We start from the raw sequence: 21,484 nt of genomic DNA, 5'->3' as shown, positions 1-21,484 counted from the left end.
TTACCGCGTGCGCCAGGCGACGGGCCACAGGTCGGCCGGCACGCCGGCGCATTCGCCCATGGTGCTTTCGCGCGTCAGGACGAAGCGCTGGCCCGTCCAGGTCCAGGTCTGGGCCGCGCCGCAGTCGCCGATGCCGCGCCCCTTGGCGAAGGCGGACAGGGTGCGGCTCCCGGGATCGTATCCACCGTTGACGGTGGCGTTGTCAGGCGAGGTCGGGTCCGCCCCCGGGCCGGCGGTCCCGATCAGGGCGGCGGGGCGCGGATCGCGGCCGCCGGGGCCGGTCAGATACCAGTAGTGGGTGACGTTATAGGCGCCCGAGCCGCAGGGCACGGCCCACAGTTCGGTGCGGGCGTCCAGCCGGGCGGACATGACCATGTCGCTGACGTCCGGCACGACCGATTCCTTCAGGCAGTTTCCGACCTCGGTGCGGGAACGGAGGGCGGCGGGCACGGTCTGGTTCTCATCGCCGAAGCCGGTCTGATCGACGGCGGGCCCGGCGGCGACCACGGGCAGCTGGGGGGCGGCCGGCACGGTAGAGGCCGGCTTGTCGCCGCGCCGCATCAGGGCCGTGGGCGTATCGAGGCGACCCTGTTTCTCGTCGATCCACAACAGGGCGGCCGCCGCGCCGTTCAAGGAAATGTCCTGGGCGGAGGCGCCGCGGATGGTGGCGACCTTGCCCTGGGCCAACAGGTCGATGATCGGGCGGGCATCTGAAACAATCTCGCCGATGGGCGCGTCCGCCTCGCTTGCGGCGTTCAGCGCGGCGGCGAAATCCCGGCCGTCGATGGTCAGGCCGATCCGGGGCGGCCCCTTCGCATCGCCGTCGGGCCAATAGCCGAACAGGATATGAGGTCTGGCGTCCGGGCCGGGGGCGAGCGTGATGCGGAGCCAGCCGCCGTCGCCGCCCGAGGCGAAGCCGAAGGCCCAGCAGGTTCCGTCGTTGCCGCAGGTGGCGCTCCAGTCGCGGAACTGCTTCGTCTCGCTGGCGATCTGAAGCACGGGGGCGGCTGCGACGGACGCCGTGGTCGCGGCGGCGGCCGGCCGGGGAGCGTCGGTCTTCCTGGCGGCGTCCCTGTCGCCACAGGCGGCCACGGCAAAAGCAAGGGCGGACGCGGCGACGGCCGCCATCAGGCGCGGATGGATCATGCCTTCTTCAACTCCGACGGCCTGTGCGCCGCGCGTGCGCCGGTCTTGGCGCTCTCGACGATATATTCCGGCCTATCCTTCGACGCCGCAACCTTGTGGCCCTTGATATGGGTTTCGGACGTGACCTTCCTGACCACCTTGCCGGTCGTCGCGCCCTGGCTGTGGTCCCACTTCACCTTGTCGCCGGGCTTGAACGTCTTGTCTGACATGGTCGCGTTTCCTGCTGCGTCGCTTGTCGTTCAGCGATCAGCCTGCGCATCAGTTCCGCATCGACCACCGGCGGCGGCTCGCGGAAGACGGCGATCCATTGGCGGACCAGATCGCGTTCCTCATCCGTCATTCGGTCGTCCGTCGTCGTTTCGAGGTCTGACGGAATCCGAAGGGGCGCATCGGGTTCAGCTTGACGGCGGACGGCTTTTTCCGGGCAGGGTTAACGGCGGGCCGGGGTTTGCGTGAACGCGCGGCCCCGCTATACCGCCGCCACGATATTCCTTCCCCAAAGCTCATAGGCGGACACGCGCATGGCCAAGATCAAGGTCGAAAACCCCATCGTCGACATCGACGGCGACGAAATGACCCGCATCATCTGGCAGATGATCAAGGACAAGCTGGTCTTCCCGTTCCTGGATCTGAAGCTGGACTACTACGACCTGGGCATGGAGCATCGCGACGCCACCGACGACCAGGTGACGATCGACGCCGCCCACGCGATCCAGAAGCACGGCGTCGGCGTCAAATGCGCCACCATCACCCCGGACGAGGCCCGGGTGAAGGAGTTCGGCCTGAAGAAGATGTGGAAGTCGCCGAACGGCACCATCCGCAACATCCTGGGCGGCGTGGTCTTCCGCGAGCCGATCATCTGCTCGAACGTGCCGCGTCTGGTGCCGGGCTGGACCCAGCCCATCGTCGTGGGCCGCCACGCCTTCGGCGACCAGTACAAGGCCACCGACTTCCTGATGCCCGGCCCCGGCACCCTGACGATCAAGTTCGTCGGCGAGGACGGCGAAACGATCGAACACGAGGTTTACAAGGCGCCGGGCGCCGGCGTGGCCATGGCCATGTACAACCAGGACGCCTCGATCCGCGAGTTCGCCCACGCCAGCTTCGCCTATGGGCTGCAGCGCAACTATCCGGTCTATCTGTCGACCAAGAACACCATCCTGAAAGCCTATGACGGCCGCTTCAAGGATCTGTTCCAGGAAGTGTTCGACGAACATTACGCCGCCGAGTTCAAGGCGCGCGGCCTGACCTATGAACACCGTCTGATCGACGACATGGTCGCGGCGGCGATGAAGTGGTCGGGCGGCTTCGTCTGGGCGTGCAAGAACTACGACGGCGACGTGCAGTCAGACGTGGTGGCGCAAGGGTTCGGCTCGCTGGGCCTGATGACCTCGGTGCTGATGACGCCGGACGGCAAGGTGCTGGAAACGGAAGCCGCCCACGGCACCGTGACCCGTCACTATCGCCAGCACCAGAAGGGCGAGGCCACCTCGACCAACTCCATCGCCTCGATCTTCGCCTGGACGCGCGGCTTCAAGCACCGCGCCAAGCTGGACGGCAACACCGCCCTGGACCAGTTCGCGGACACCCTGGAGAAGGTGGTCGTGGACACCGTCGAAAGCGGCTCGATGACCAAGGACCTGGCGCTGCTGGTCGGCGACCAACAGGGCTGGCTGACTACCGAAGGCTTCCTGGACAAGGTCGCCGAAAACCTGCGCGCCGCCCTGCCGGACGTCGGCTGAGCCGCCAGATTCTCCCCCGCTTCGCCGGGGAGGATTACAAGAATGAAGGCCCCGCCGGAGCGATCCGGCGGGGCTTTTCGTTGTGCGAAGGGCCAGGGCGTGCATGATCGGCGATAATGAGGATGCGTTCGTGAAGCGGCTGTTCGGAAATCTGGTGCTGGCGGCGGTCGTCGCTGTGGTGCTGGCCTTCTTCGCCGCGCCGGCGGTGGCCTTCTTCGCCATTCGGTCGGCGGCCGAGGCCAGCGACGTGGCGGGGCTGTCGCGGCTGATCGACTTCGGCGCCGTGCGGCAGGCGTTGCGGCCGCAGCTGGTCGGCCGGCCCGAGGCCCTGGCGCCCGCGCCGTCCTTCCTCGAAGACCCCATCGGCGCCTTCCGGCGACAGTGGGAACAGCAGAATCCGCTGCAGCCGCAGCCGGACGTGAACGCCTATCTGACGCCGGCGGCCCTTTCGGCCCTGTTGCGGGGCGAGGGTCGCTACGCCAACCAGCGGACCCAGGCCGCCGCGACGCCCGGAACCCGGGTCGAGAAGCCCTGGCCGCGCCCGGCCTATTGGAGCGTCAACCGGGTGCGGATGGCGGTCGCCGACCAGGGCGGATCGCGCACCCTGTTCACCTTCGAGCGGCGCGGACCTTTCGAGTGGAAGCTGGTGCATATCGGCCTGCCCGAGGGGACGGCGCCGCTGGTCGCGCCGCAGGACCGACCATGAACCGCCCCGCCATCCGTTTGCCCAAGGAGGGATCATGACCCGCAAGATCGTCGTCGGCCTCGTCATCGCCGGGATCGTCGCCCTGGCCGTCGCCCTGTTCGTCTCGCCCTTCATGGCGGCGCAGGCCATCGTTCGGGCGGCGCGCGCCGGGGATGCGGCGGCGCTGGAGCGGCAGGTCGATTTTCCCGCCTTCCGCGCCAGTCTGAAAAGCGAGCTGAACGCCCGCGCGCGGCTGGAAATCCGCGAACGGGCCAAGGGCGACCGGGGACTGGCGGCGCTGGGAATGCTGTTGGCGCCGTCGCTGGTGCAGGGGGCGGTCGACAACTTCGTCACGCCGCAGGGGGTCGCCGCCCTGGTCCGGTCGGCCGAGACGCCGGAGCCGGAACGGCCGGTGCCCGCCGACGACACCCCCGCCGCGCCCAAGGACAAGGTGCGCCAGTCCTGGGCCTATCGCGGGCTGAACCGCTTCGCCGTGACCCTGACGCGCGACGACCGGCCCGACGACGAGCTGGTGCTGATCCTGGAGCGGCGCGGGCCGTTCAGCTGGAAACTGGCCGGGGTGGACCTGACGCCCGATCCGATGATGTGAGCGGCGGCGAAATTGCACTGCACCCCGAAAAAGGTGCAAAGTGCAACACGGTGCAATTTCGATCCGACGAGCAACCGCGACGCCCTCCCTTTCCGACCGGCCATTATAGGCGCAGTCGGCGCGGCGATAGGCAGATGGTCGCTACCGGCCTCCAAACCGCTGAATCGAAAGGGTTTCGTCGTCGCCGATAGGATGGGCGCCCCTCTCCCGCCGAAGAGAAGGGCGTCATCGTTTCAGGCCAGGACCGTGCGCACGGCCGCCAGACCGTCCTCGGCCCTGGCGCCGTCGGGGGCGCCGCCCTGGGCGAAGTCGGGCTTGCCGCCCGCGCCCTGACCGCCCATCGCCAGAACGGCGGCGCGGGCCAGGTCGGCGGCGTTGACGCGGCCGGTCAGGTCCGAGGTCACGGCGACGGTGACGGCGGCCTTGCCGTCCGTCACGCCGATCAGGGCGACGACGCCCGTGCCGACCTGTTTACGGAAGTCCTCAGCCACGCCGCGCAGACCCTTGCCGTCCACCCCGTCCAGAACGCGGGCGATCAGCTTGACGCCATTGATCTCCTCGGGCGCGGAGGACGCGCCCGAGCCGCCGCCCAGGGCCAGCTGCTTCTTCAGCTCGGCGACCTGTTTCTCCAGCGTCCTGACCGACCCTTGCAGGGTCTCGACGCGGGCCGGGACGTCCAGCGGCTGGATCTTGAAGTCGCGGGCCAGGTTGCGGGCGACCCTGGCCTGACCTTCCAGATAGAGGCGAGCGGCCTCGCCGGTCAGGGCCTCGATGCGGCGGACGCCGGCGGCGACGCCGGTTTCCTGGACCACCTTGAACAGGCCGATGTCGCCGGTGCGGGCGACGTGGGTGCCGCCGCACAGTTCGACCGAATAGGGGGCGTTGCCAAGAGCCGCTTCTGGGACCAGCGAACGGCCCAGCGTCAGGACGCGGACCTCGTCGCCGTATTTCTCGCCGAACAGGGCGATGGCGCCGGCTTCGATGGCGTCAGCGGGGGCCATCAGCTTCGTCTCCGCCGGGACGTTCTGGCGGATCACGGCGTTGACCTCGGCCTCGATGGCGGCCAGCTCGTCCTCGGTGACGGGGGCCGAATGGCTGAAGTCGAAGCGGGCGCGCTCGGCGTCCACCAACTGGCCCTTCTGGGCGACCTGCGGGCCCAGCACATTCTTCAAGGCGGTGTGCAGCAGGTGGGCGGCGGAGTGGTTGGCGCGGGTCGTGGTGCGCTTGTCGGCATCGACCGACTGGGCGACGCGGGCGCCCATCTCCAGCTTGCCGGCCGTGATCTGGACCGACAGGACGTGCAGGTCGCCGGCGTGTTTCTTGACGTCCAGCACCTCGGCCTCGCCGCCCGGCCACTCAAGCACACCCTGGTCGCCGGTCTGGCCGCCGCTCTCGGCGTAGAAGGGGGTCGTGTCGAACAGAACCTCGACGATGTCGCCGGCCTCGGCCGCCTCGACGGGGGCCCCGCCGTTCATCAGGGCCAGAACCTCGCCCGAGCCTTCGACCGCGTCATAGCCGGTGAAGACGGTCGGTCCCATACGGTCGCGCACGGCCAGCCATTCGCCGGCGTTGGCCGACTGGCCCGAGCCCTTCCAGTTCTCGCGCGACCGCTGGCGCTGTTCGGCCATGGCGGCCTCGAAGCCGTCGACATTGACCGAGAAGCCGCGACGGCGGGCCTCGTCCTGCGTCAGGTCCAGCGGGAAGCCATAGGTGTCGGACAGGGTGAAGGCGGTCTGGCCGTCCAGCATGTCGCCGGGCTTGAAGCCCTGAACCGCCGTGTCGAACAGGGTCATGCCCCGACCCAGCGTGGTGCGGAAGCGGATCTCCTCCTGCTTCAGCGTGTCCTCGATGAAGGGCTGGGCGCGAGCCAGTTCGGGATAGGCGTCGCCCATTTCCGCCACCAGCGTCGGCACCAGACGGTGCATCAGCGGGTCGGCGGCGCCGAGCAGGTGAGCGTGGCGCATGGCGCGGCGCATGATCCGGCGCAGGACGTAGCCCCGGCCCTCGTTCGACGGGGTGACGCCGTCGGCGATCAGGAAGGACGACGAACGCAGGTGGTCGGCGATGACCCGGTGGCTGGCGGCGCGCTCGCCCTCGGACCTGGTCGAGGTGGCGTCTTCGGAGGCGGCGATCAGGGTCTTGAACAGGTCCGTCTCGAACACCGAATGCACGCCCTGGAGGACGGTGGTCATCCGCTCCAGGCCCATGCCGGTGTCCACGCTGGGCTTGGGAAGGTTGCGAACGATCTGGTCGTTCTCCTTCTCGAACTGCATGAAGACGTTGTTCCAGATCTCGACGTAGCGGTCGCCGTCCTCGTCGGGCGAACCGGGGGGGCCGCCGGCGATCTTGTCGCCATGGTCCCAGAAGATTTCGGTGCAGGGGCCGCAGGGGCCGCTGTCGCCCATGGCCCAGAAGTTGTCCGAGCCGGCGATGCGGATGATCTTGTCGTCGCCGAAGCCCGTGACCTTCTTCCAGATCGCGGCGGCCTCGTCGTCGTCGATATAGACCGTGACCAACAGGCGTTCGGCGTCCAGGCCGAAGTCCTGCGTGACCAGGTTCCACGCCTTCTCAATGGCGTGTTCCTTGAAATAGTCGCCGAAGGAGAAGTTCCCCAGCATCTCGAAGAAGGTCAGGTGGCGGGCGGTGTAGCCGACGTTGTCCAGATCGTTGTGCTTGCCCCCTGCGCGCACGCATTTCTGGGAGCTGGTCGCGCGCGGATAGGGCGGCTTGGCGGCGCCGGTGAAATAGTCCTTGAACGGCACCATGCCCGCGTTGACGAAGAGCAGGGACGGGTCGTTCTGCGGCACCAGCGGAGCCGAATGCACCTTCTCGTGACCGTCGGCCGCGAAATAGTTCAGATAGGTGGCGCGGATCTCGTTCAGGCTGGGCATGGGCAGGTCTTCGGCTCGGCGGTCGCAAAGGAACCGGCGTCATATAGGGTTTTGTCGGGGAACGCATCATCCCCGCGCGGCGGGGGCGGGCCAGAGAACCACGATGTCTCTTCACACCCTCGGCGGCGGGCCGAACTTGCCGGACTGATAGTCCTGGATGGCCTGGATGATCTCTTCGCGGGTGTTCATGACGAAGGGGCCGTGGCTGAAGACCAGCTCGCCGAGGGGCTCGGCGTGGCCCAGCAGGACGACGGCGTCCGTGGCGGCCGTGATCTGAACCGCGTCACCGTCGCCCAGGGCGGCCAGATTCCAGTGCGGTACGGCGGTTCCGGCGACGGAGACATCGCCCTTCACAACATAGAGGAAGACGTTGCGACCGGTCGCCACGGGCGTCTGGAAGGTCGCGCCGGCGGGCAGGCGGACGACGGCCAGATGGATGTCGATCAGGGACTGGATCGGCGCGGTCACGCCCAGCCATTCGCCGGAGACCGGCTCGACCGTGACGCCGCCCTCGGTGACGAAGGTCGGAATGTCGGCCTTCTGCAGGCCGATGTAGTCCGGCTTCGTCATCTTCAGCCGGGACGGCAGGTTGACCCACAGCTGCAGGATTTCCATCGGCCCGCCGTCACGCTTGAAGGCGGCGGGCGACAGTTCGGCGTGGATCAGGCCCGAGCCGGCAGTCATCCACTGGACGCCGCCCGCCGCGATGATGCTCTCGCCGCCGCCGGAATCGTTGTGCGCCAGTTCGCCGTCCAGGATGAAGGTCACGGTCTCGAACCCCCGGTGCGGGTGGGGGCCGAACGGCAGGCCCGCATTGCCGGGCGCATAGGTCTGGGGCCCGTGGTGGTTCAAAAACAGGAAGGGATCGACCTGGTCCAGGCCGGGACCGGGCACCGGGCGGCGCGTGATCAGGTCGCCGATGTCGTCGCGAACGGCGGCATGCAGACGAAGGACGGGGCGCGGGGCGATCTGGCTCATTCGTCACATATAGGGTGGCGGATGGAGGGTGGCCAGACTCAGCCGGGCCGGGCGACGGTGACGGGCCGGGCGCGGCCGTTCTGGACCAGTTCGCCGCTCCAGCCGTGGGCGGCGGCGCGCAGATGCAGTTCGCCGCCCGCCAGGGGCACGACGGCTGCGGCGCCGTCGAAACCGGCCGGGCCCGCCGCTCCGCCGGGCGTCGAGGCGGCCCGCGCATCCAGACGACGCCAGGCGCCCTCGATCCGCCGCCCCTCGCCCCGGTCGGTCAGGGACAGGGACAAAAGCGGCTGGCCGTCCGGGGCGGCGACGCGCCAGCGCCCGTCCAGCGGACCTGCGCGGCGATCCGCGTCGATCTCGGCCTGGGTCACGCCCTGGTCGTAGGCGATCTCGCCGTCGCCGGGGCTGAACTCATAGCTGCCGACATAGGCCTCGACCGCGACCGGCTGGGTCAGGGGTCTGCGAAGCCGATCGGCGCTCGCGTCGCCCTGGGCCTCTTCCCGGCCGAAGTCGGACGGGGGTTCGAACGGACGGACCACCGGGGCCTGATAGGTCTCCGGCGTGGCGTCCAGAAGGGCGGTCGCTTCGGGCGACGCCGTTTGCGGGGCCGACGAGATAGACGTCGCAGCGAGAAGGACGGACAGCAACATCGGCCCATCCTGCCAAATCGCGCGACCGCTCGCCTAGAGCGGGCAGGTCATTGCGCGAAAACGTGATTCGGCCGAACGGCAAGGCTTGGGCGCGTAACAATCGCCGCTTCTGGCCCGCCGTGCGTTGACACCGGCCCCACGGGGTCACAAAAGCCTTCGCAACCGCACACGGCGATTGAATTCATTCGCTTTTGAGAACCATTCGCATGACCCAGCCCAGCCCGACGCCGGGTGGCGCCGCAAACGACCGAACGGGTCGTTTCGTCACCCAACCGAACGGTCACGTCACGCCCCTGTCGCCCCATATGAGCGTCTGGCGCTGGCACGTGACCATGGCCGCCTCCATCCTGTTCCGCGCCACCATCATCGCCGCGACCGTCGGCGTGCTGTTCGTCGTGGGCTGGCTGGGCGCCCTGGCGTTCGGACCCGAGCATTACGACTGCTTCCTGATGCTGGCGGGATCGCCGCTGGGTCTGCTGGTCGGCTTCGGCCTGACGGCGGTGCTGTTCTCCTTCATCCTGAACGGCGCGCGTCACACCTATAACGACACCGGAAACGGGCTGACGCTGAAGTCGGCCAATCTGTTGTCCAACATCGCCGTCTGGGCGCCGGTCCCGCTGGCCGTGCTGTTCTGGATCGTCCTGTTCGCTGCGGGGAGGGTTTCGCTGTGAGCGGCGTCACGAAGTTCAGGAACAACGTCAAGGTTTCCGAGCGCCACGGCGCCGGCGAATGGCTGACAGAGCGGGTTCTGCTGGTGGCGCTGCTGCCGCTGGGCCTGTGGGTCGCCTCGACCGGCTTTACTCTGGCGGGCGCCGGTTACGACGCCGTCATGGCCTGGTTCGCCAATCCGCTGAACGCGGGCCTGATGGCGATTACGGCGGTGGTCTTCTTCGGCTACCTCAGCCTGGCCTGGAAGGTCGTGCTGGAGGACTATGTGCCGAACGCGGGGACGCGCGGCCTGCTGGTCGTCCTCATGAACATCGTCTTCGTCGTGCTGGCCGCCGCCAGCGTCTTCTTCATCGTGCGGCTGGCGCTGGGCTCGGCGCCGCTGCCCGCCGGCTTCGGAGCCTGAATAGACCGATGGCTGCTTACGAACTGATCGATCACGAATACGACGTCGTCGTCGTCGGCGCCGGAGGCTCGGGCCTGCGCGCCGCGCTGGGCGCCGCGCAGCAGGGGCTGAAGGTCGCCTGCGTGACCAAGGTGTTCCCCACACGGAGCCACACCGTGGCGGCGCAGGGCGGCATCTCCGCCAGCCTCGGCAATATGGGCGAGGACAGCTGGCAATGGCATATGTACGACACCGTCAAGGGGTCGGACTGGCTGGGCGACCAGGATTCTATCGAATATCTGGTCAGGAACGCCCCCAAGGCGGTCTATGAGCTGGAACACTGGGGCGTGCCCTTCTCGCGCACCGACGAAGGCAAGATCTATCAGCGCGCCTTCGGCGGCATGACCCGCAACTTCGGCGAAGGCCCGGTGCAGCGCACCTGCGCCGCCGCCGACCGCACCGGCCACGCCATCCTGCACACCCTGTACGGCCAGTCGGTCCGTCGCGAGGTGAAGTTCTTCATCGAATATTTCGCGCTGGACCTGATCATGCAGGACGGCGCCTGCACCGGCGTCACCGCGCTGCAACTCGACAACGGCCAGCTTCACCAGTTCCGCGCCAAGATGGTGGTGCTGGCGACCGGCGGATACGGCCGCGCCTATTTCAGCGCCACCTCGGCCCACACCTGCACCGGCGACGGCAACGCCATGGTGCTGCGCGCCGGCCTGCCGCTGCAGGACATGGAGTTCGTCCAGTTCCACCCGACCGGCATCTATGGCGCAGGCTGCCTGATCACCGAGGGCGCGCGCGGCGAGGGCGGTTATCTGACCAACTTGGAAGGCGAGCGCTTCATGGAGCGCTATGCGCCGACCGTGAAGGATCTGGCGCCGCGCGACATGGTCAGCCGCTCCATGACCATCGAAATCCGTGAAGGCCGCGGCGTGGGTCCGAACAAGGACCACATCTTCCTGCACCTGGACCATCTGGACCCGAAGATTCTGCACCAGCGCCTGCCGGGCATTTCCGAAAGCGCCAAGATCTTCGCCGGCGTGGACGTGACCAAGGAGCCGATCCCGGTCCTGCCGACCGTCCACTACAATATGGGCGGCATCCCGACGAACTATCACGGCGAAGTCCTGACGCTGCGTGACGGCAACCCCGACAGCGTGGTTCCGGGCCTGATGGCCGTGGGCGAAGCGGCCTGCGTCTCGGTGCACGGCGCCAACCGCCTGGGCTCCAACTCCCTGACCGACCTGGTGGTGTTCGGCCGCGCCGTCGGCCTGCGCTGCGGCGAAGTGGTGGACAAGGCCTCCGCCGTGCCGTCGGCCTCCAAGGCCCAGACCGACGCCCACATGGCCCGCCTGGACCGCTTCCGCTACGCCGACGGTTCGACCCCGACCGCCGAGCTGCGCCTGTCGATGCAGCGCGCCATGCAGGCCGATGCGGCGGTGTTCCGCACCGGCGAGACCCTGCAGCAGGGCGTGGACAAGCTGCGCGCCATCGAGGCAGCCGGCGCGGACATCAAGACCACCGACCGCGGCCTGATCTGGAACACGGATCTGATGGAGACGCTGGAGTACGACAACCTGATCGCCCAGGCGATGGTGACGATCGAGGGCGGTCTGAACCGGACGGAATCGCGCGGCGCCCACGCCCGCGAGGACTATCCCGACCGCGACGACGTGAACTGGATGAAGCACACCCTGGCCTGGAAGCGTCCGGGCGAAGGCGTCCAGATCGACTATCGTCCGGTCCACAACTACACCATGTCGGACGACATCGCCTATATCGAGCCGAAGGCGCGGGTTTACTAAGATGGTCCAGCTCACTCTCCCCAGAGGCTCCAAGCCCACGACCGGCAAGGTCCACAAGGCCGCCCCGGGCGCCAAGGACGTCAAGACCTACAAGGTCTATCGCTACGACCCCGAGGTCGATGCGGACCCGCGCTGGGACGTCTATGAGGTGCCGACCGGCGACCACGGCCCGATGCTGCTGGACGCCCTGATCCACATCAAGAACACCATCGACCCGACCCTGTCGTTCCGGCGGTCCTGCCGCGAAGGCATCTGCGGCTCCTGCTCGATGAACATCGACGGGCGCAACGCCTTGGCCTGCACCAAGGGCTGGGACGAGTGCAGCTCGCATAACATCACCATCGCCCCCCTGCCCCACCAGCCGGTGGTCAAGGATCTGGTGACGGACCTGAGCCTGTTCTACGCCCAGTACGACTCGATCCAGCCCTATCTGCAGTCGGACGAGCCGGACCCCGAGAAGGAACGTCTGCAGACCCCGGCCGAGCGCGAGAAGCTGGACGGCCTGTACGAGTGCATCCTCTGCGCCTGCTGCTCGACCTCGTGCCCCAGCTACTGGTGGAACCAGGAAGAGTATCTCGGCCCGGCGGCGCTGCTGCAATCCTATCGCTGGATCGCCGACAGCCGCGACGACGCGACCCAGAAGCGTCTCGACGACCTGGAAGACCCGTTCAAACTGTATCGCTGCCATACGATCATGAACTGCGCCCAGGTCTGCCCCAAGGGTCTGAACCCGGCCAAGGCCATCGCCGAGACCAAGAAGCTGATGGTCGCCCCCAGCCGCAAGAAGGCGGCCTGACGGATCGGACGCCGGAGGCCCTTGCCTCCGGCGCGCCCTCGGGTAAGAGCGGGCCATGGCCAAGATCACCTACATCGAACACGACGGGACCGAACACGCGGTCGAGGTCAAAAACGGCCTCAGCGTCATGGAAGGCGCGATCCGCAACAATGTGCCCGGCATCGACGCCGACTGCGGCGGGGCCTGCGCCTGCGCCACCTGCCACGTCTATGTCGACGAGGCCTGGCGCGAGGCGACGGGCAAGCCCAGCGCCATGGAGGAATCCATGCTGGACTTCGCCGAAGAGGTCGAGCCGAACAGCCGGCTGTCGTGCCAGATCCGGGTGTCGGACGCCCTGGACGGCCTGATCGTGCGTCTGCCGGAAAACCAGCACTGAAATGAGCGCCGCCGCCCTGGTCGAGACGATCGGCGGCTGGATCGACCATCGGATCATGCGGGGCGGCGTAAAGGGCGCCGTGCCGATCATCGGCTTGGCCGGCTGTCAGGGGTCGGGCAAATCGACCCTGGCGCGCGGGCTGGCCGAACGGTTCGGAGCCGCGACCCTGTCGCTGGACGACGTCTATCTGACCAAGGCGGAACGGGCGGAGATGGCGCGCGCGGTCCATCCCCTGTTCGCCACGCGCGGCCCGCCGGGCACGCATGACCTGGCGCTTCTACACGCGGTGCTGAATCGGTTGACGACGGGCGGGCCGGACGACCGGACGCCCCTGCCCCGGTTCGACAAGATGGCCGACGACCGGGTGGCCGAGGCGGTCTGGCCCGTTGTGACGGGGCGGCCCCGCGCCGTGGTTCTGGAGGGCTGGTGCCTGGGCGCCATGCCGCAGGCGCCGGCGGCGCTGGCGAAACCCGTCAATGGGCTGGAGCGGGAGACAGACCCCGACGGCGTGTGGCGACGGGCGGTGAATGCGGCCCTGGCGCGGGACTATGGCGGGGTCACGGGGCGGCTGGACGCCCTGATCTTTCTGAAGGCGCCGGGTTTCGACGTGGTGCTTGACTGGCGCTGCGAGCAGGAGGCGGAACTGACGGGCCAGCCGGTGTCGGGCGCGCGCCGCGACCAGCTTGGGCGGTTCGTCCAGCACTATGAGCGGCTGACCCGACATATGCTGGACGGCGGGATCGCGCCCGACTTCACGGTGAGGCTGAACGCGCATCGCGGGATCGTCGCGGCCGTTTCGGACGTTGAACACCCATGAGCCTGTTCAAACCCAGGACGGCGATGAAGCCGCCCGGCGAAGACCGTCGCGCCTCGCCACGCCGCGCCGTCAATGCGCGCGGGGTGGTGTGCGGCATGGACATCGAGGTCGCCTGCCTGATCGTGGACCTGTCGGACGGCGGGGTGCGGGTGCGGATGGATCGCGGATCGGCCCTGCCGCGCGAGGTGGTCGTGGTCGATGTCGCCCAAGCCGTGGCCTATCCGGCCGAGGTGGTGTGGCAGCGCGGACAGGAGGCGGGATTGCGCCAGACCGGGGCCAAGTCCCTGCGCGGCGTGACCCCGGCGCGTCTGGTTCCGGCGCGCGATGCCTGGCTGAGGGCCGGCGGACGTTAGAGGCCGGCCGGCATGCATCCGGCGTTGATGGCGATGCGGCCGACCAGACCCTTGACGATCAGATCCAGCGCCGAACCCTCGCGATAGTCGGCGGCGGCGACGAAGTTCACCCGGTCCTCCGAGATCAGGGAATAGACCTTCTTCTGATCCTTCTCGCTCGAGCGCGGATCATAGACGGCGATGGAGAAGCCGCCCTTGGTGTGCATCATCTTCATGGTGGGAACGTCGGTGTCGCCGTCGCCGATGAAGATCATCCGGTCGAACGGCACCGGGCGTTCGTCGTCGGGGATGAAGTGGTTGATGCGTTCGTGTTCCCAGTGGTTCTTCACGCCCTTGTTGATGCGGAACAGATACTGGGTCTTGGTGGTGTAGTTGACGCCCACCGCCGGCCAGGCGGCCTCGTCCTTGTCGTCATAGACGTAGTGGGAGGCGAAGACGTGGGTCAGGGCGGGGCGGATCGGCGTGCCGTCGATCATCTCCTCCAGACCGGCGGAGATGATGTAGTGTTCGATCTCCAACCCGTACCGTGCGCCGAAGGCGTTGATGCGGTCGAACCAGCTGAGGTCCTTCAGCCCCTCGAACAGGGCGACCTCGCGCCCGTGGTCGCGCAGGGTCTCGCGCGTGACCGGCGCGCCGTTCTGACGCGCGTGGTGCAGCATCAGCTGCATATACATCAGGATGCCGTCGCCGTCGGCGTCCTTGGTCAGGCGCTCGGCCTCGCCCCAGAAGGCGCCGATGTCCATGCCCACCGAGGGGATGAAACTGACCTCCTGCATGTTTCCACGGGCCAGGGTGCCGTCGAAATCATAGATCAGCGCGGTCTTCAGCGGAGCTTTGTCGGCCATCAGAGGGGGTCCGGTGCGTCAGTCGAACCCCGCCCTCTATATCAGCCGGCCGCCCCCGTCGATTGTCGCCGCCGGCCGAAGGTGGGGGCCGCCGTCTTCTGCTCGGCCCAATAGGCGGCGCCCTCCCTCGGCTTGAACATGGTGCGCGGCGTGCCGTTGCGGGCCACCACGGCGAAGGTGTTGGTGGAGGCCTGATAGATCAGGGTGTCGCCGTTCGGGCGTTTGACCGTCTCCACGTCGCGCGGCGTCTTGGTGGTGAAGGCCGTGACCTTGGCCAGATAATCCTCGGCCGAGCGCGCGCCGAAGTCGGCGCCATTGCGGTCGTAGAGACGGCTGATCTTGGCGTCGACCGTCTCGCGCCGGTTGGCGGTCAGGACGGGTTTGGCCTCGGGTGCGGAAACGGTCTCCTCGACCGGCCCGGCCGTGTCCGCCAGGGCCATCGGCCTGGCCTCGGTCGTGCGGTCTCGCGTCTCGACCGCCGAGGATCGATCGCACGCCCCCACGGCCAGCAGCAGCCCGCCCATGGCCAGCACGGCCGCCCCCCTTATCGTCGTCTTCATTCCCCAACCCCTCAAGATACCCGCGTGACGCGACGAAAGCACAACTTCACTGTTCGCGCAATGTTCTTGTCGTGCGTCTCGACGGCGTCATGCAGGGTCGCTAGATCAGGGTCATGGACAGCCGCCCCCTCACCCATCGCAAGATCCTGCTGATCGTCGGCGGCGGCATCGCGGCCTATAAGGCGCTGGAGTTGGTCAGGCTGATCGCCAGGGCGGGCGGACAGACACGGGTGATCCTGACCGAGGCGGGGGCCGAGTTCGTCACCCCCCTGTCGCTGGCCGCGCTGTCGGGCCATCCGGTGCGGTCGGGCCTGTTCCACCCCGACGACGAAACCTCCATGGGTCATATCGAGCTGTCGCGCTGGGCCGATCTGGTGGTCGTGGCCCCGGCGACGGCGGGCCTGATCGCCAAGGCCGCGAACGGTCTGGCCGACGACCTGGCCTCCACCGCCCTGATCGCCACCGACAAGCGGGTGCTGCTGGCGCCGGCGATGAACGTGCGGATGTGGGAGCATCCGGCGGTCCAGGCCAATGTCGAACGGCTGAAAACCTTCCCCGGCTTCCACGGCGTCGCGGTCGTCGGGCCGGACAGCGGCGAGATGGCCTGCGGCGAGTTCGGGCCGGGCCGGATGGCCGAGCCCGCCGCCATACTGGAGGCCATATCGGGCCTGCTGGCCGGCGCGGCCGGACACCCGCTGGCGGGGCGCAAGGCGGTGGTGACGGCGGGGCCGACGTTCGAGTCGATCGACCCGGTGCGGGGCCTGACCAACCGCTCCAGCGGCAAACAGGGCTACGCCATCGCCGCCGCCCTGGCCGAACTGGGCGCCGAGGTGACGCTGGTGTCGGGGCCGACCGCCCTGGCCGCGCCGACGGGCGTGACGCGCATCGACGTCGAGAGCGCGCTGGAGATGCAGTCGGCGACGCAGGACGCCCTGCCCGCCGACATCGCCGTGCTGTCGGCGGCCGTCGCCGACTGGCGCGTGGACATCATCGCGGGCGGCAAGATCAAGAAGGGGCCGGGCGGGCCGCCGACCCTGGCCCTGATCGAAAACCCCGACATCCTGGCGGGCGTCGCCGCGCCGGGTCCGAACCGCCCCCGTCTGGTGATCGGTTTCGCCGCCGAGACGACCGAGCTGGAGGCCAATGCGCGCGCCAAGCTGTCGAGGAAGGGTTGCGACTGGATCATCGGCAACGACGTGTCCGACGACGTCTTCGGCTCGGACGGCAACGCCGTTCTGCTGGTGACGGCGGAGGGGACGGAAAGCTGGCCGCGCCAGTCCAAGACCGCCATCGCCCGCGCCGTCGCCGCCCGCATCGCCGATCATTTCAAGGCCGCCCAATGACCCGACCGACCGCCATCCAGATCCTGCGCCTGCCGCATTCGGAGGGCCTGCCCCTGCCGGCCTATGAGACGGCCGGATCGGCGGGGATGGACCTGCGCGCCGCCGTGCCGGAGGACCAGCCCATGACCCTGGCGCCCGGCCAGCGCGCCCTGGTGCCGACGGGTCTGAAGATCGCCCTGCCGCTGGGCTACGAGGCCCAGGTGCGGGCGCGGTCGGGTCTGGCGCTGAAGCACGGGATCATCTGCCCCAATGCGCCCGGCACCATCGACAGCGACTATCGCGGCGAGTGCGGCGTGATCCTGGCCAATATCGGCGCCGAACCCTTCGTCATCCGCCGGGGCGAGCGGATCGCCCAGCTGGTGATCGCCCGTCACGAGCGCGCCGACTGGATCGAGGTCGAGGCGCTGGACGAGACGGCGCGCGGCGCGGGCGGGTTCGGCTCGACCGGGCGATAGGCGCTCTGCCGACCATGCGTGGGATCGACCGACAGTGATCTATTTCGTGCTGAAGGCCGCGATCTCGGGCCTGTTGATCGCCGCCGTGTCCACCCTGGCCAAACGCTATCCCGGCGTGGGGGCGCTGGTGGCGTCGCTGCCGCTGGTGTCCGTGCTGGGCATGATCTGGCTGTGGCGGGACCGGCCCGACGTGGAGAATATGGCGGACCACGCCCAGGCGACCTTCTGGTATGTCCTGCCGTCCCTGCCGATGTTTTTGGTGATCCCGGTGATGCTGCGTCATGGGGTTCCGTTCTGGGTGGCCTTGGCGGCAGGATGCGCCCTGACCATCGCGCTTTACGGACTGATGACCTGGATAGGCCCGCGTTTCGGGCTGCGCCTCTAGACCGGCGGCGCGGTCGGCTGGATCAGGCGTTCCTGGCGGCGGACGTGTTCGCGCCAGGCGGTGTAGAGGCCGCTGGAGGCGATCAGGGCGGCCCCGGCCAAGGTGCTGAGCGTCGGCGTCGTGGACATCAGCCACCAGCCGAAGACGACCGCGCCCACGATCTGGAGATAGTCGAAGGGCGCGACGACGGCGACCGGCGCCTTTTGCAGCGAGGCGGTCATGAACAGCTGGGCCAGCCCCCCGACGATCCCCGATCCGACCAGCAGGACGAGGGTCTGGGGCGAGCGCCAATGGCCGACGAAGGGCAGCAGGATCGCCCCCACGATCGACGAGCCGACGAAGAACCAGAAGACGATGGCGGCGACATGTTCGGTGTCGCGCAGCTGACGCAGGGTGATGGTCACGCCCGCCGTCAACAGGGCCGCCATCAGGCCGAAGGCGATCCCCACGACCGGCACGGCGTGATCCGCGCCCGGCCGCATGACGATGACCACCCCGACGAAGCCCACGGCCACGGCGGCCCAGCGACGCGGCCCGACGGCCTCCTTCAGGATCAGGAAGGACAGGATGGTGGCGAAGATGGGGGCGGTGAAGCTGAGCGTCGTGGCGTCGGCCAAAGGCAACAGCGTCAGGGTCTGGAACACGCACAGGATCGAGACGATGCCCAGGGCGCTGCGGCCGACATGGGCCAGGGGGCGGCGCGTGGTCAGGCCCGAAAGGCCGCCCGGCTGGGTCAGCACCCAGACCAGCACCACCGGCAGGCCGAAGAAGGCCCGGTAGAACAGCATCTCGGGCGCGATCACGCCGTCCAGAGACGCCAGTTTCAGCAGCGCCGCCATGATGGAGAAACAGCCCGCCGCCGCGATGCGCAGGCCGATGCCGCCGGCGATGTCCTCGCCGGCGGGAGTCACATGGTCGCGCCCCGGTCGCGCAGGGGCGGACATGGCCGGCTCAGGCCTGGCCGGTTTCGACCGGCTGCTGGGCGATCTGCTGCTGGCGCGCGATATAGATGGCGGCGAAGTCGATGGGGTCCAGCTGGAACGGGGGATAGAAGCCGCCGTCGGCCGTGGCGCCCGAGATGATCTCGCGCGCGAACGGGAACAGATAGCGCGGGCATTCGATCAGCAGCAGCGGCTCGATGTCCTGCTCCTGGACATTGGCCAGCTGGAACAGACCGCCATAGACCAGTTCGACGTGGAAGACGGGCTGGTTCTCGTGGGTCGCCTTGACCGACAGCTTCAGGTCCAGCTCGAACAGGCCGTCCGGGCGACCTTGGGCGGCCATTTCGACGCCCAGGTCGATGGCGGGCTTGCCGTCGATGCGCAGGGATTCCGGCGCGCGGGGATTCTCGAACGAGAAGTCGCGGACGTACTGGGCCAGGATGCGGAAGCCGGGGCCGGCGGGCTGGCCCTGCTGGGTCTCGCCTTGCTGGGGCTGTTCGGCGGGAGGAGCGGCGTCGGTCATGAGGCGGTCTTCTGAGCGATCTGAGGCCGATGAGGCCGGAATGAGGCGCCGCGACTACCATGCCGGGACGCTTGGCCGCAATGTCGCGCGCGCGATTGGGGGCGCGGTGCGCCTTGCCTCGCCCTATATGACACCCTAATCACGCCAGACAGCCGTCCGGCGCGCCCGTCGCCCCGTTACAGGATTTTCCGCCTTGAACCTGCCGGTCCAGTTCCAGATCGTCGTCTTCGCCGTGATCGCGGCCATCGTCCTGTTCCAGCTCTACAATGTGCTGGGCAAGCGCGTGGGGCGTCAGCCGCAGGAAGACGCCAAGACCCCCGTGGCCGGGCCGACGCCGAACGAGACCGCGGCGCCGGCGCCCGCCATCGATCCCGCGACCCTGGCCTCCATCGCCACCCTGAAGGCGCGCGATCCGGCTTTCGACCCCGCGCGGTTCCTGGACGGCGCGCGTCAGGCCTATGAGACCATCGTGCGCGGCTACGCCTCGGGCGACCGGGCGGCGCTGGCGCCCCTGCTGAAGCCCAATGTCATGGCCTCGTTCGAGGCGGGCATCGCGGCGCGCGAGACGCGCGGCGAAACGGAGTCGGTGGAGTTTCTGTTCCCGCCGCGCGCCGACCTGGAAGGGGCGGCGGCCGAGGGCGACAAGGCCGTGGCCAAGGTGCGCTTCCTGGCCGAGTTGCGCAGCCGCGTGACCAAGGCCACGGGCGAGACGGCCGATTCCGAGACGGGCGAGCCGCTGGTCGAGGAACGCCGCACCGCCGAACACTGGACGTTCGAACGCACCCTGGGCGCGGCCGATCCCAACTGGGTCCTGGCGCGCGTCGAGCCGGCCAACGCCTGATGGCCCGCCTGGGGCGGCCTGCTGTCGCAAGGCTGGGCGCCGGACCGCTGAGCCTGGCGGGGATGATGGTTCTGGCGGCCTGTTCGTCCGGCCCCACGACGCCGCAGCGGCCGCCGAACGGCGCCCTTCCCGGCGGCCCCGTCGCCTATACGCCCTCGCCGACGCCCGTTGCGCCGCCGCCCGCGCCGTCCAACGCCCTGAGCCCCGCCGTCCTGCCCGGCTGGAACGACGAGGATCATCTGGCGGCGTTCCGGGCCTATGTGGACGGGTGCGGGGCGGCGCGCGACGACGCGGCCCGCCGCGTCTGCGCCCGCGCCAAAGCCATGGCGACGACCATGACGGTCACGCCGTCGGACGCCCGCGCCTTCTTCGAAGCCAGTTTCAGCGCCGTTCCGGCCGCCACCGCCGATGGGCGGCCCGGCCTGCTGACCTCCTATTTCGCGCCCGAGTATCCGGCGCGCCGCCAGCCGGACGCCGAGTTTTCGGCCCCCGTCCTGCCCAAGCCCGCCAATCCGCGCGCGGCGGGGGACCGGGCCTATATCGAATCCGCCGCCCGGCCCGATCAGGCCCTGGCCTGGATGCGGGCCGAGGACCTGTTCTTCCTGCAGATCCAGGGCTCGGGCTATCTGACCTTCGAGGACGGAACGCGGGGACGCGCCGCCTACGCCGCCGACAACGGCAAGCCCTTCGTCGGCATCGCCCGGCCGATGGCCCAGCAGGGGCTGCTGCCGCAGAACGGCACATCGGGCGACGCCATCCGGGGCTGGCTGGCCAGTCACAGGGGGTATGAGGCCCAAGCCGTGATGGCGCTGAACCCGCGCTACATCTTCTTCCGTCTGGACCCGGACGATGACGGCCATCCGGCCGGGGCGGCGGGCGTGCCCCTGACCGAGCGACGGGCCATCGCGGTCGATCCCGCGCACTGGCGCTATGGCGAACTGGTCTGGCTGGAGGCGGACGGCGGCAATCTGCGCGGGGCCAGCGCCAGCTATCGCGGACTTGCGATGGCGCTGGACACCGGATCGGCCATTCGCGGGCCGGTGCGGGCCGATCTCTATATGGGCCGGGGCGACGCCGCCGGGGCCGAGGCGGGAACCGTGCGCCATCCCTTGCGGATGTGGCGGCTGGTTCCGAAGGGCTAAGGCCCCTCCCCTTTCGCCGAGCGCCTAGGCCAGGTCCTCGATCTCGTCCTCGGTCAGTTCGCCGGGAACGATGGTGACGGGCAGTTTGCGCCCGCCGACCTGGGCGCCGTTCTTGATGATGGCGGACACCAGGGGGCCAGGCCCGCGCGAGCCGGTTCCCGCCGCCAAAACCAAAATCTTGATGTCCGGGTCGGCGGCGACGACCTTCTTGATGGCGCCCTGGGCGTCGCCGGTCTCGATCAGAAAGACAGGGGCGGCGCCGGATCGGGCCATCGCCTCTTCACCGAGTCGATTGAGCAGGCCTTCCGCCTCCTCGCGCTGCTGGCGGGCGATCTCCTCGCGGGCGCCCGACCAGTGGGCGTCGCTGTCGGACGGCAGGACGCGCAGCATGACCACGCGCCCGCCCGTCGATCTGGCCCGGCGCGAGGCGAAGCGCAGGGCGGACGCGAACTCGGGACTGTCGTCAACGACGACGAGGAATTTTCTCGGCATGGCGGGCCCCTCAACCTGATGTCGGACGAGAAGAGGCGGCTGAACGGACAG

General features: G+C 68.9%; 25 protein-coding genes. 15 read left to right on the top strand and 10 right to left on the bottom strand.

Annotation, left to right across the window (positions count from 1 at the left end):
- Together SH203_RS14180 and SH203_RS14175 are read right to left on the bottom strand one after the other, a co-directional pair.
- Positions 1-1,146: a DUF1176 domain-containing protein gene (locus SH203_RS14180; protein ID WP_087121606.1), complete on the bottom strand. Its 1,146-nt coding sequence runs from the start codon at positions 1,144-1,146 to the stop codon at positions 1-3.
- Positions 1,143-1,355, bottom strand: a complete 213-nt coding sequence (locus SH203_RS14175) for a DUF2945 domain-containing protein (protein ID WP_087121605.1) — start codon at positions 1,353-1,355, stop codon at positions 1,143-1,145. The genes SH203_RS14180 and SH203_RS14175 overlap by 4 nt, the downstream gene beginning before the upstream one ends.
- Positions 1,356-1,667: 312 nt before the next feature.
- Here SH203_RS14175 and SH203_RS14170 point away from each other — a divergent pair, with 312 nt between their 5' ends.
- From SH203_RS14170 to SH203_RS14160, 3 genes are all read left to right on the top strand, one after another.
- Positions 1,668-2,888 carry an NADP-dependent isocitrate dehydrogenase gene (locus SH203_RS14170; protein ID WP_087121604.1) on the top strand — a complete coding sequence of 407 codons (1,221 nt, stop codon included), beginning with the start codon at positions 1,668-1,670 and terminating at the stop codon, positions 2,886-2,888.
- 103 nt (positions 2,889-2,991) lie between these two features.
- Positions 2,992-3,594 (top strand): DUF2939 domain-containing protein, encoded by a 603-nt coding sequence (locus tag SH203_RS14165; protein WP_087121603.1) that lies wholly within the window; start codon positions 2,992-2,994, stop codon positions 3,592-3,594.
- A 34-nt stretch (positions 3,595-3,628) separates the two neighbouring features.
- Positions 3,629-4,183: a DUF2939 domain-containing protein gene (locus tag SH203_RS14160; RefSeq protein WP_087121602.1), complete on the top strand. Its 555-nt coding sequence runs from the start codon at positions 3,629-3,631 to the stop codon at positions 4,181-4,183.
- A 233-nt stretch (positions 4,184-4,416) separates the two neighbouring features.
- Here the strand turns inward: SH203_RS14160 and alaS are convergent, their stop codons facing one another.
- The 3 genes from alaS to SH203_RS14145 form a co-directional block, all read right to left on the bottom strand.
- Positions 4,417-7,074 (bottom strand): alanine--tRNA ligase, encoded by a 2,658-nt coding sequence (gene alaS, locus SH203_RS14155; protein WP_087121601.1) that lies wholly within the window; start codon positions 7,072-7,074, stop codon positions 4,417-4,419.
- Between the two features lie 111 nt (positions 7,075-7,185).
- On the bottom strand, positions 7,186-8,052 hold the full coding sequence (locus tag SH203_RS14150; RefSeq protein ID WP_087121600.1) for a pirin family protein: 867 nt from the start codon (positions 8,050-8,052) through the stop codon (positions 7,186-7,188).
- A gap of 38 nt (positions 8,053-8,090) precedes the next feature.
- Entirely contained in the window at positions 8,091-8,699 is a 609-nt protein-coding gene (locus SH203_RS14145) for a hypothetical protein (protein ID WP_087121599.1), read from the bottom strand.
- A gap of 206 nt (positions 8,700-8,905) precedes the next feature.
- Here SH203_RS14145 and sdhC point away from each other — a divergent pair, with 206 nt between their 5' ends.
- Genes sdhC through SH203_RS14110 form a run of 7 tightly spaced genes read left to right on the top strand, consistent with a single transcriptional unit; the run spans position 8,906 to position 13,906 of the window.
- A complete protein-coding gene (gene sdhC, locus SH203_RS14140; RefSeq protein WP_200808962.1) occupies positions 8,906-9,370 on the top strand; it encodes a succinate dehydrogenase, cytochrome b556 subunit in 465 nt (154 codons plus the stop codon).
- The gene (sdhD, locus tag SH203_RS14135; protein WP_087121598.1) at positions 9,367-9,771 is read left to right on the top strand and encodes a succinate dehydrogenase, hydrophobic membrane anchor protein; all 405 of its coding nucleotides are present in this window, start codon (positions 9,367-9,369) and stop codon (positions 9,769-9,771) included. Before sdhC ends, sdhD begins: the two co-directional genes overlap by 4 nt.
- A gap of 8 nt (positions 9,772-9,779) precedes the next feature.
- Positions 9,780-11,564, top strand: a complete 1,785-nt coding sequence (gene sdhA / locus SH203_RS14130) for a succinate dehydrogenase flavoprotein subunit (protein WP_087121597.1) — start codon at positions 9,780-9,782, stop codon at positions 11,562-11,564.
- 1 nt (position 11,565) lies between these two features.
- Positions 11,566-12,360 carry a succinate dehydrogenase iron-sulfur subunit gene (locus tag SH203_RS14125; protein WP_087121596.1) on the top strand — a complete coding sequence of 265 codons (795 nt, stop codon included), beginning with the start codon at positions 11,566-11,568 and terminating at the stop codon, positions 12,358-12,360.
- Positions 12,361-12,415: 55 nt separating this feature from the next.
- Positions 12,416-12,736: a 2Fe-2S iron-sulfur cluster-binding protein gene (locus SH203_RS14120; protein WP_087121595.1), complete on the top strand. Its 321-nt coding sequence runs from the start codon at positions 12,416-12,418 to the stop codon at positions 12,734-12,736.
- A 1-nt stretch (position 12,737) separates the two neighbouring features.
- Complete coding sequence (locus tag SH203_RS14115; protein ID WP_087121594.1) at positions 12,738-13,553, top strand: kinase; 816 nt, start codon at positions 12,738-12,740, stop codon at positions 13,551-13,553.
- Positions 13,550-13,906 (top strand): PilZ domain-containing protein, encoded by a 357-nt coding sequence (locus SH203_RS14110; protein WP_087121593.1) that lies wholly within the window; start codon positions 13,550-13,552, stop codon positions 13,904-13,906. The genes SH203_RS14115 and SH203_RS14110 overlap by 4 nt, the downstream gene beginning before the upstream one ends.
- Here the strand turns inward: SH203_RS14110 and SH203_RS14105 are convergent.
- Together SH203_RS14105 and SH203_RS14100 are read right to left on the bottom strand one after the other, a co-directional pair.
- Positions 13,903-14,751 (bottom strand): haloacid dehalogenase-like hydrolase, encoded by an 849-nt coding sequence (locus tag SH203_RS14105; protein ID WP_087121592.1) that lies wholly within the window; start codon positions 14,749-14,751, stop codon positions 13,903-13,905. The two genes, SH203_RS14110 and SH203_RS14105, sit on opposite strands and share 4 nt — an antisense overlap.
- Before the next feature lie 41 nt (positions 14,752-14,792).
- Complete coding sequence (locus tag SH203_RS14100; RefSeq protein WP_087121591.1) at positions 14,793-15,311, bottom strand: S-type pyocin family protein; 519 nt, start codon at positions 15,309-15,311, stop codon at positions 14,793-14,795.
- 113 nt (positions 15,312-15,424) lie between these two features.
- Between SH203_RS14100 and coaBC the strand changes: the two genes are divergently transcribed.
- The 3 genes from coaBC to SH203_RS14085 are packed head-to-tail and all read left to right on the top strand — an operon-like array spanning position 15,425 to position 17,494.
- A complete protein-coding gene (coaBC, locus tag SH203_RS14095; protein ID WP_087121590.1) occupies positions 15,425-16,654 on the top strand; it encodes a bifunctional phosphopantothenoylcysteine decarboxylase/phosphopantothenate--cysteine ligase CoaBC in 1,230 nt (409 codons plus the stop codon).
- Complete coding sequence (dut, locus tag SH203_RS14090) at positions 16,651-17,109, top strand: dUTP diphosphatase (protein WP_087121589.1); 459 nt, start codon at positions 16,651-16,653, stop codon at positions 17,107-17,109. Before coaBC ends, dut begins: the two co-directional genes overlap by 4 nt.
- Positions 17,110-17,143: 34 nt before the next feature.
- Positions 17,144-17,494, top strand: a complete 351-nt coding sequence (locus tag SH203_RS14085) for a DUF3147 family protein (RefSeq protein WP_087121588.1) — start codon at positions 17,144-17,146, stop codon at positions 17,492-17,494.
- Here SH203_RS14085 and SH203_RS14080 read toward each other — a convergent pair.
- Positions 17,491-18,438 (bottom strand): DMT family transporter, encoded by a 948-nt coding sequence (locus SH203_RS14080; protein WP_087121587.1) that lies wholly within the window; start codon positions 18,436-18,438, stop codon positions 17,491-17,493. The genes SH203_RS14085 and SH203_RS14080 overlap by 4 nt on opposite strands.
- Positions 18,439-18,445: 7 nt before the next feature.
- On the bottom strand, positions 18,446-18,958 hold the full coding sequence (secB, locus tag SH203_RS14075; protein ID WP_087121586.1) for a protein-export chaperone SecB: 513 nt from the start codon (positions 18,956-18,958) through the stop codon (positions 18,446-18,448).
- A gap of 199 nt (positions 18,959-19,157) precedes the next feature.
- Between secB and timA the strand changes: the two genes are divergently transcribed.
- Both timA and SH203_RS14065 read left to right on the top strand, forming a co-directional pair.
- Positions 19,158-19,799 carry a TIM44-related membrane protein TimA gene (gene timA / locus SH203_RS14070; protein ID WP_087121681.1) on the top strand — a complete coding sequence of 214 codons (642 nt, stop codon included), beginning with the start codon at positions 19,158-19,160 and terminating at the stop codon, positions 19,797-19,799.
- Positions 19,800-19,861: 62 nt separating this feature from the next.
- Positions 19,862-20,941, top strand: coding sequence for an MltA domain-containing protein (locus SH203_RS14065; protein WP_087121585.1), 1,080 nt, complete (start codon positions 19,862-19,864; stop codon positions 20,939-20,941).
- A gap of 24 nt (positions 20,942-20,965) precedes the next feature.
- Here SH203_RS14065 and SH203_RS14060 read toward each other — a convergent pair whose 3' ends face one another.
- A complete protein-coding gene (locus SH203_RS14060; RefSeq protein ID WP_087121584.1) occupies positions 20,966-21,433 on the bottom strand; it encodes a universal stress protein in 468 nt (155 codons plus the stop codon).
- Positions 21,434-21,484 lie beyond the last annotated feature (51 nt).

The organism is Brevundimonas sp. SH203 (assembly GCF_002157625.1).
GTDB lineage: Bacteria > Pseudomonadota > Alphaproteobacteria > Caulobacterales > Caulobacteraceae > Brevundimonas.
This window is presented reverse-complemented; position numbering and strand designations above follow the sequence as displayed.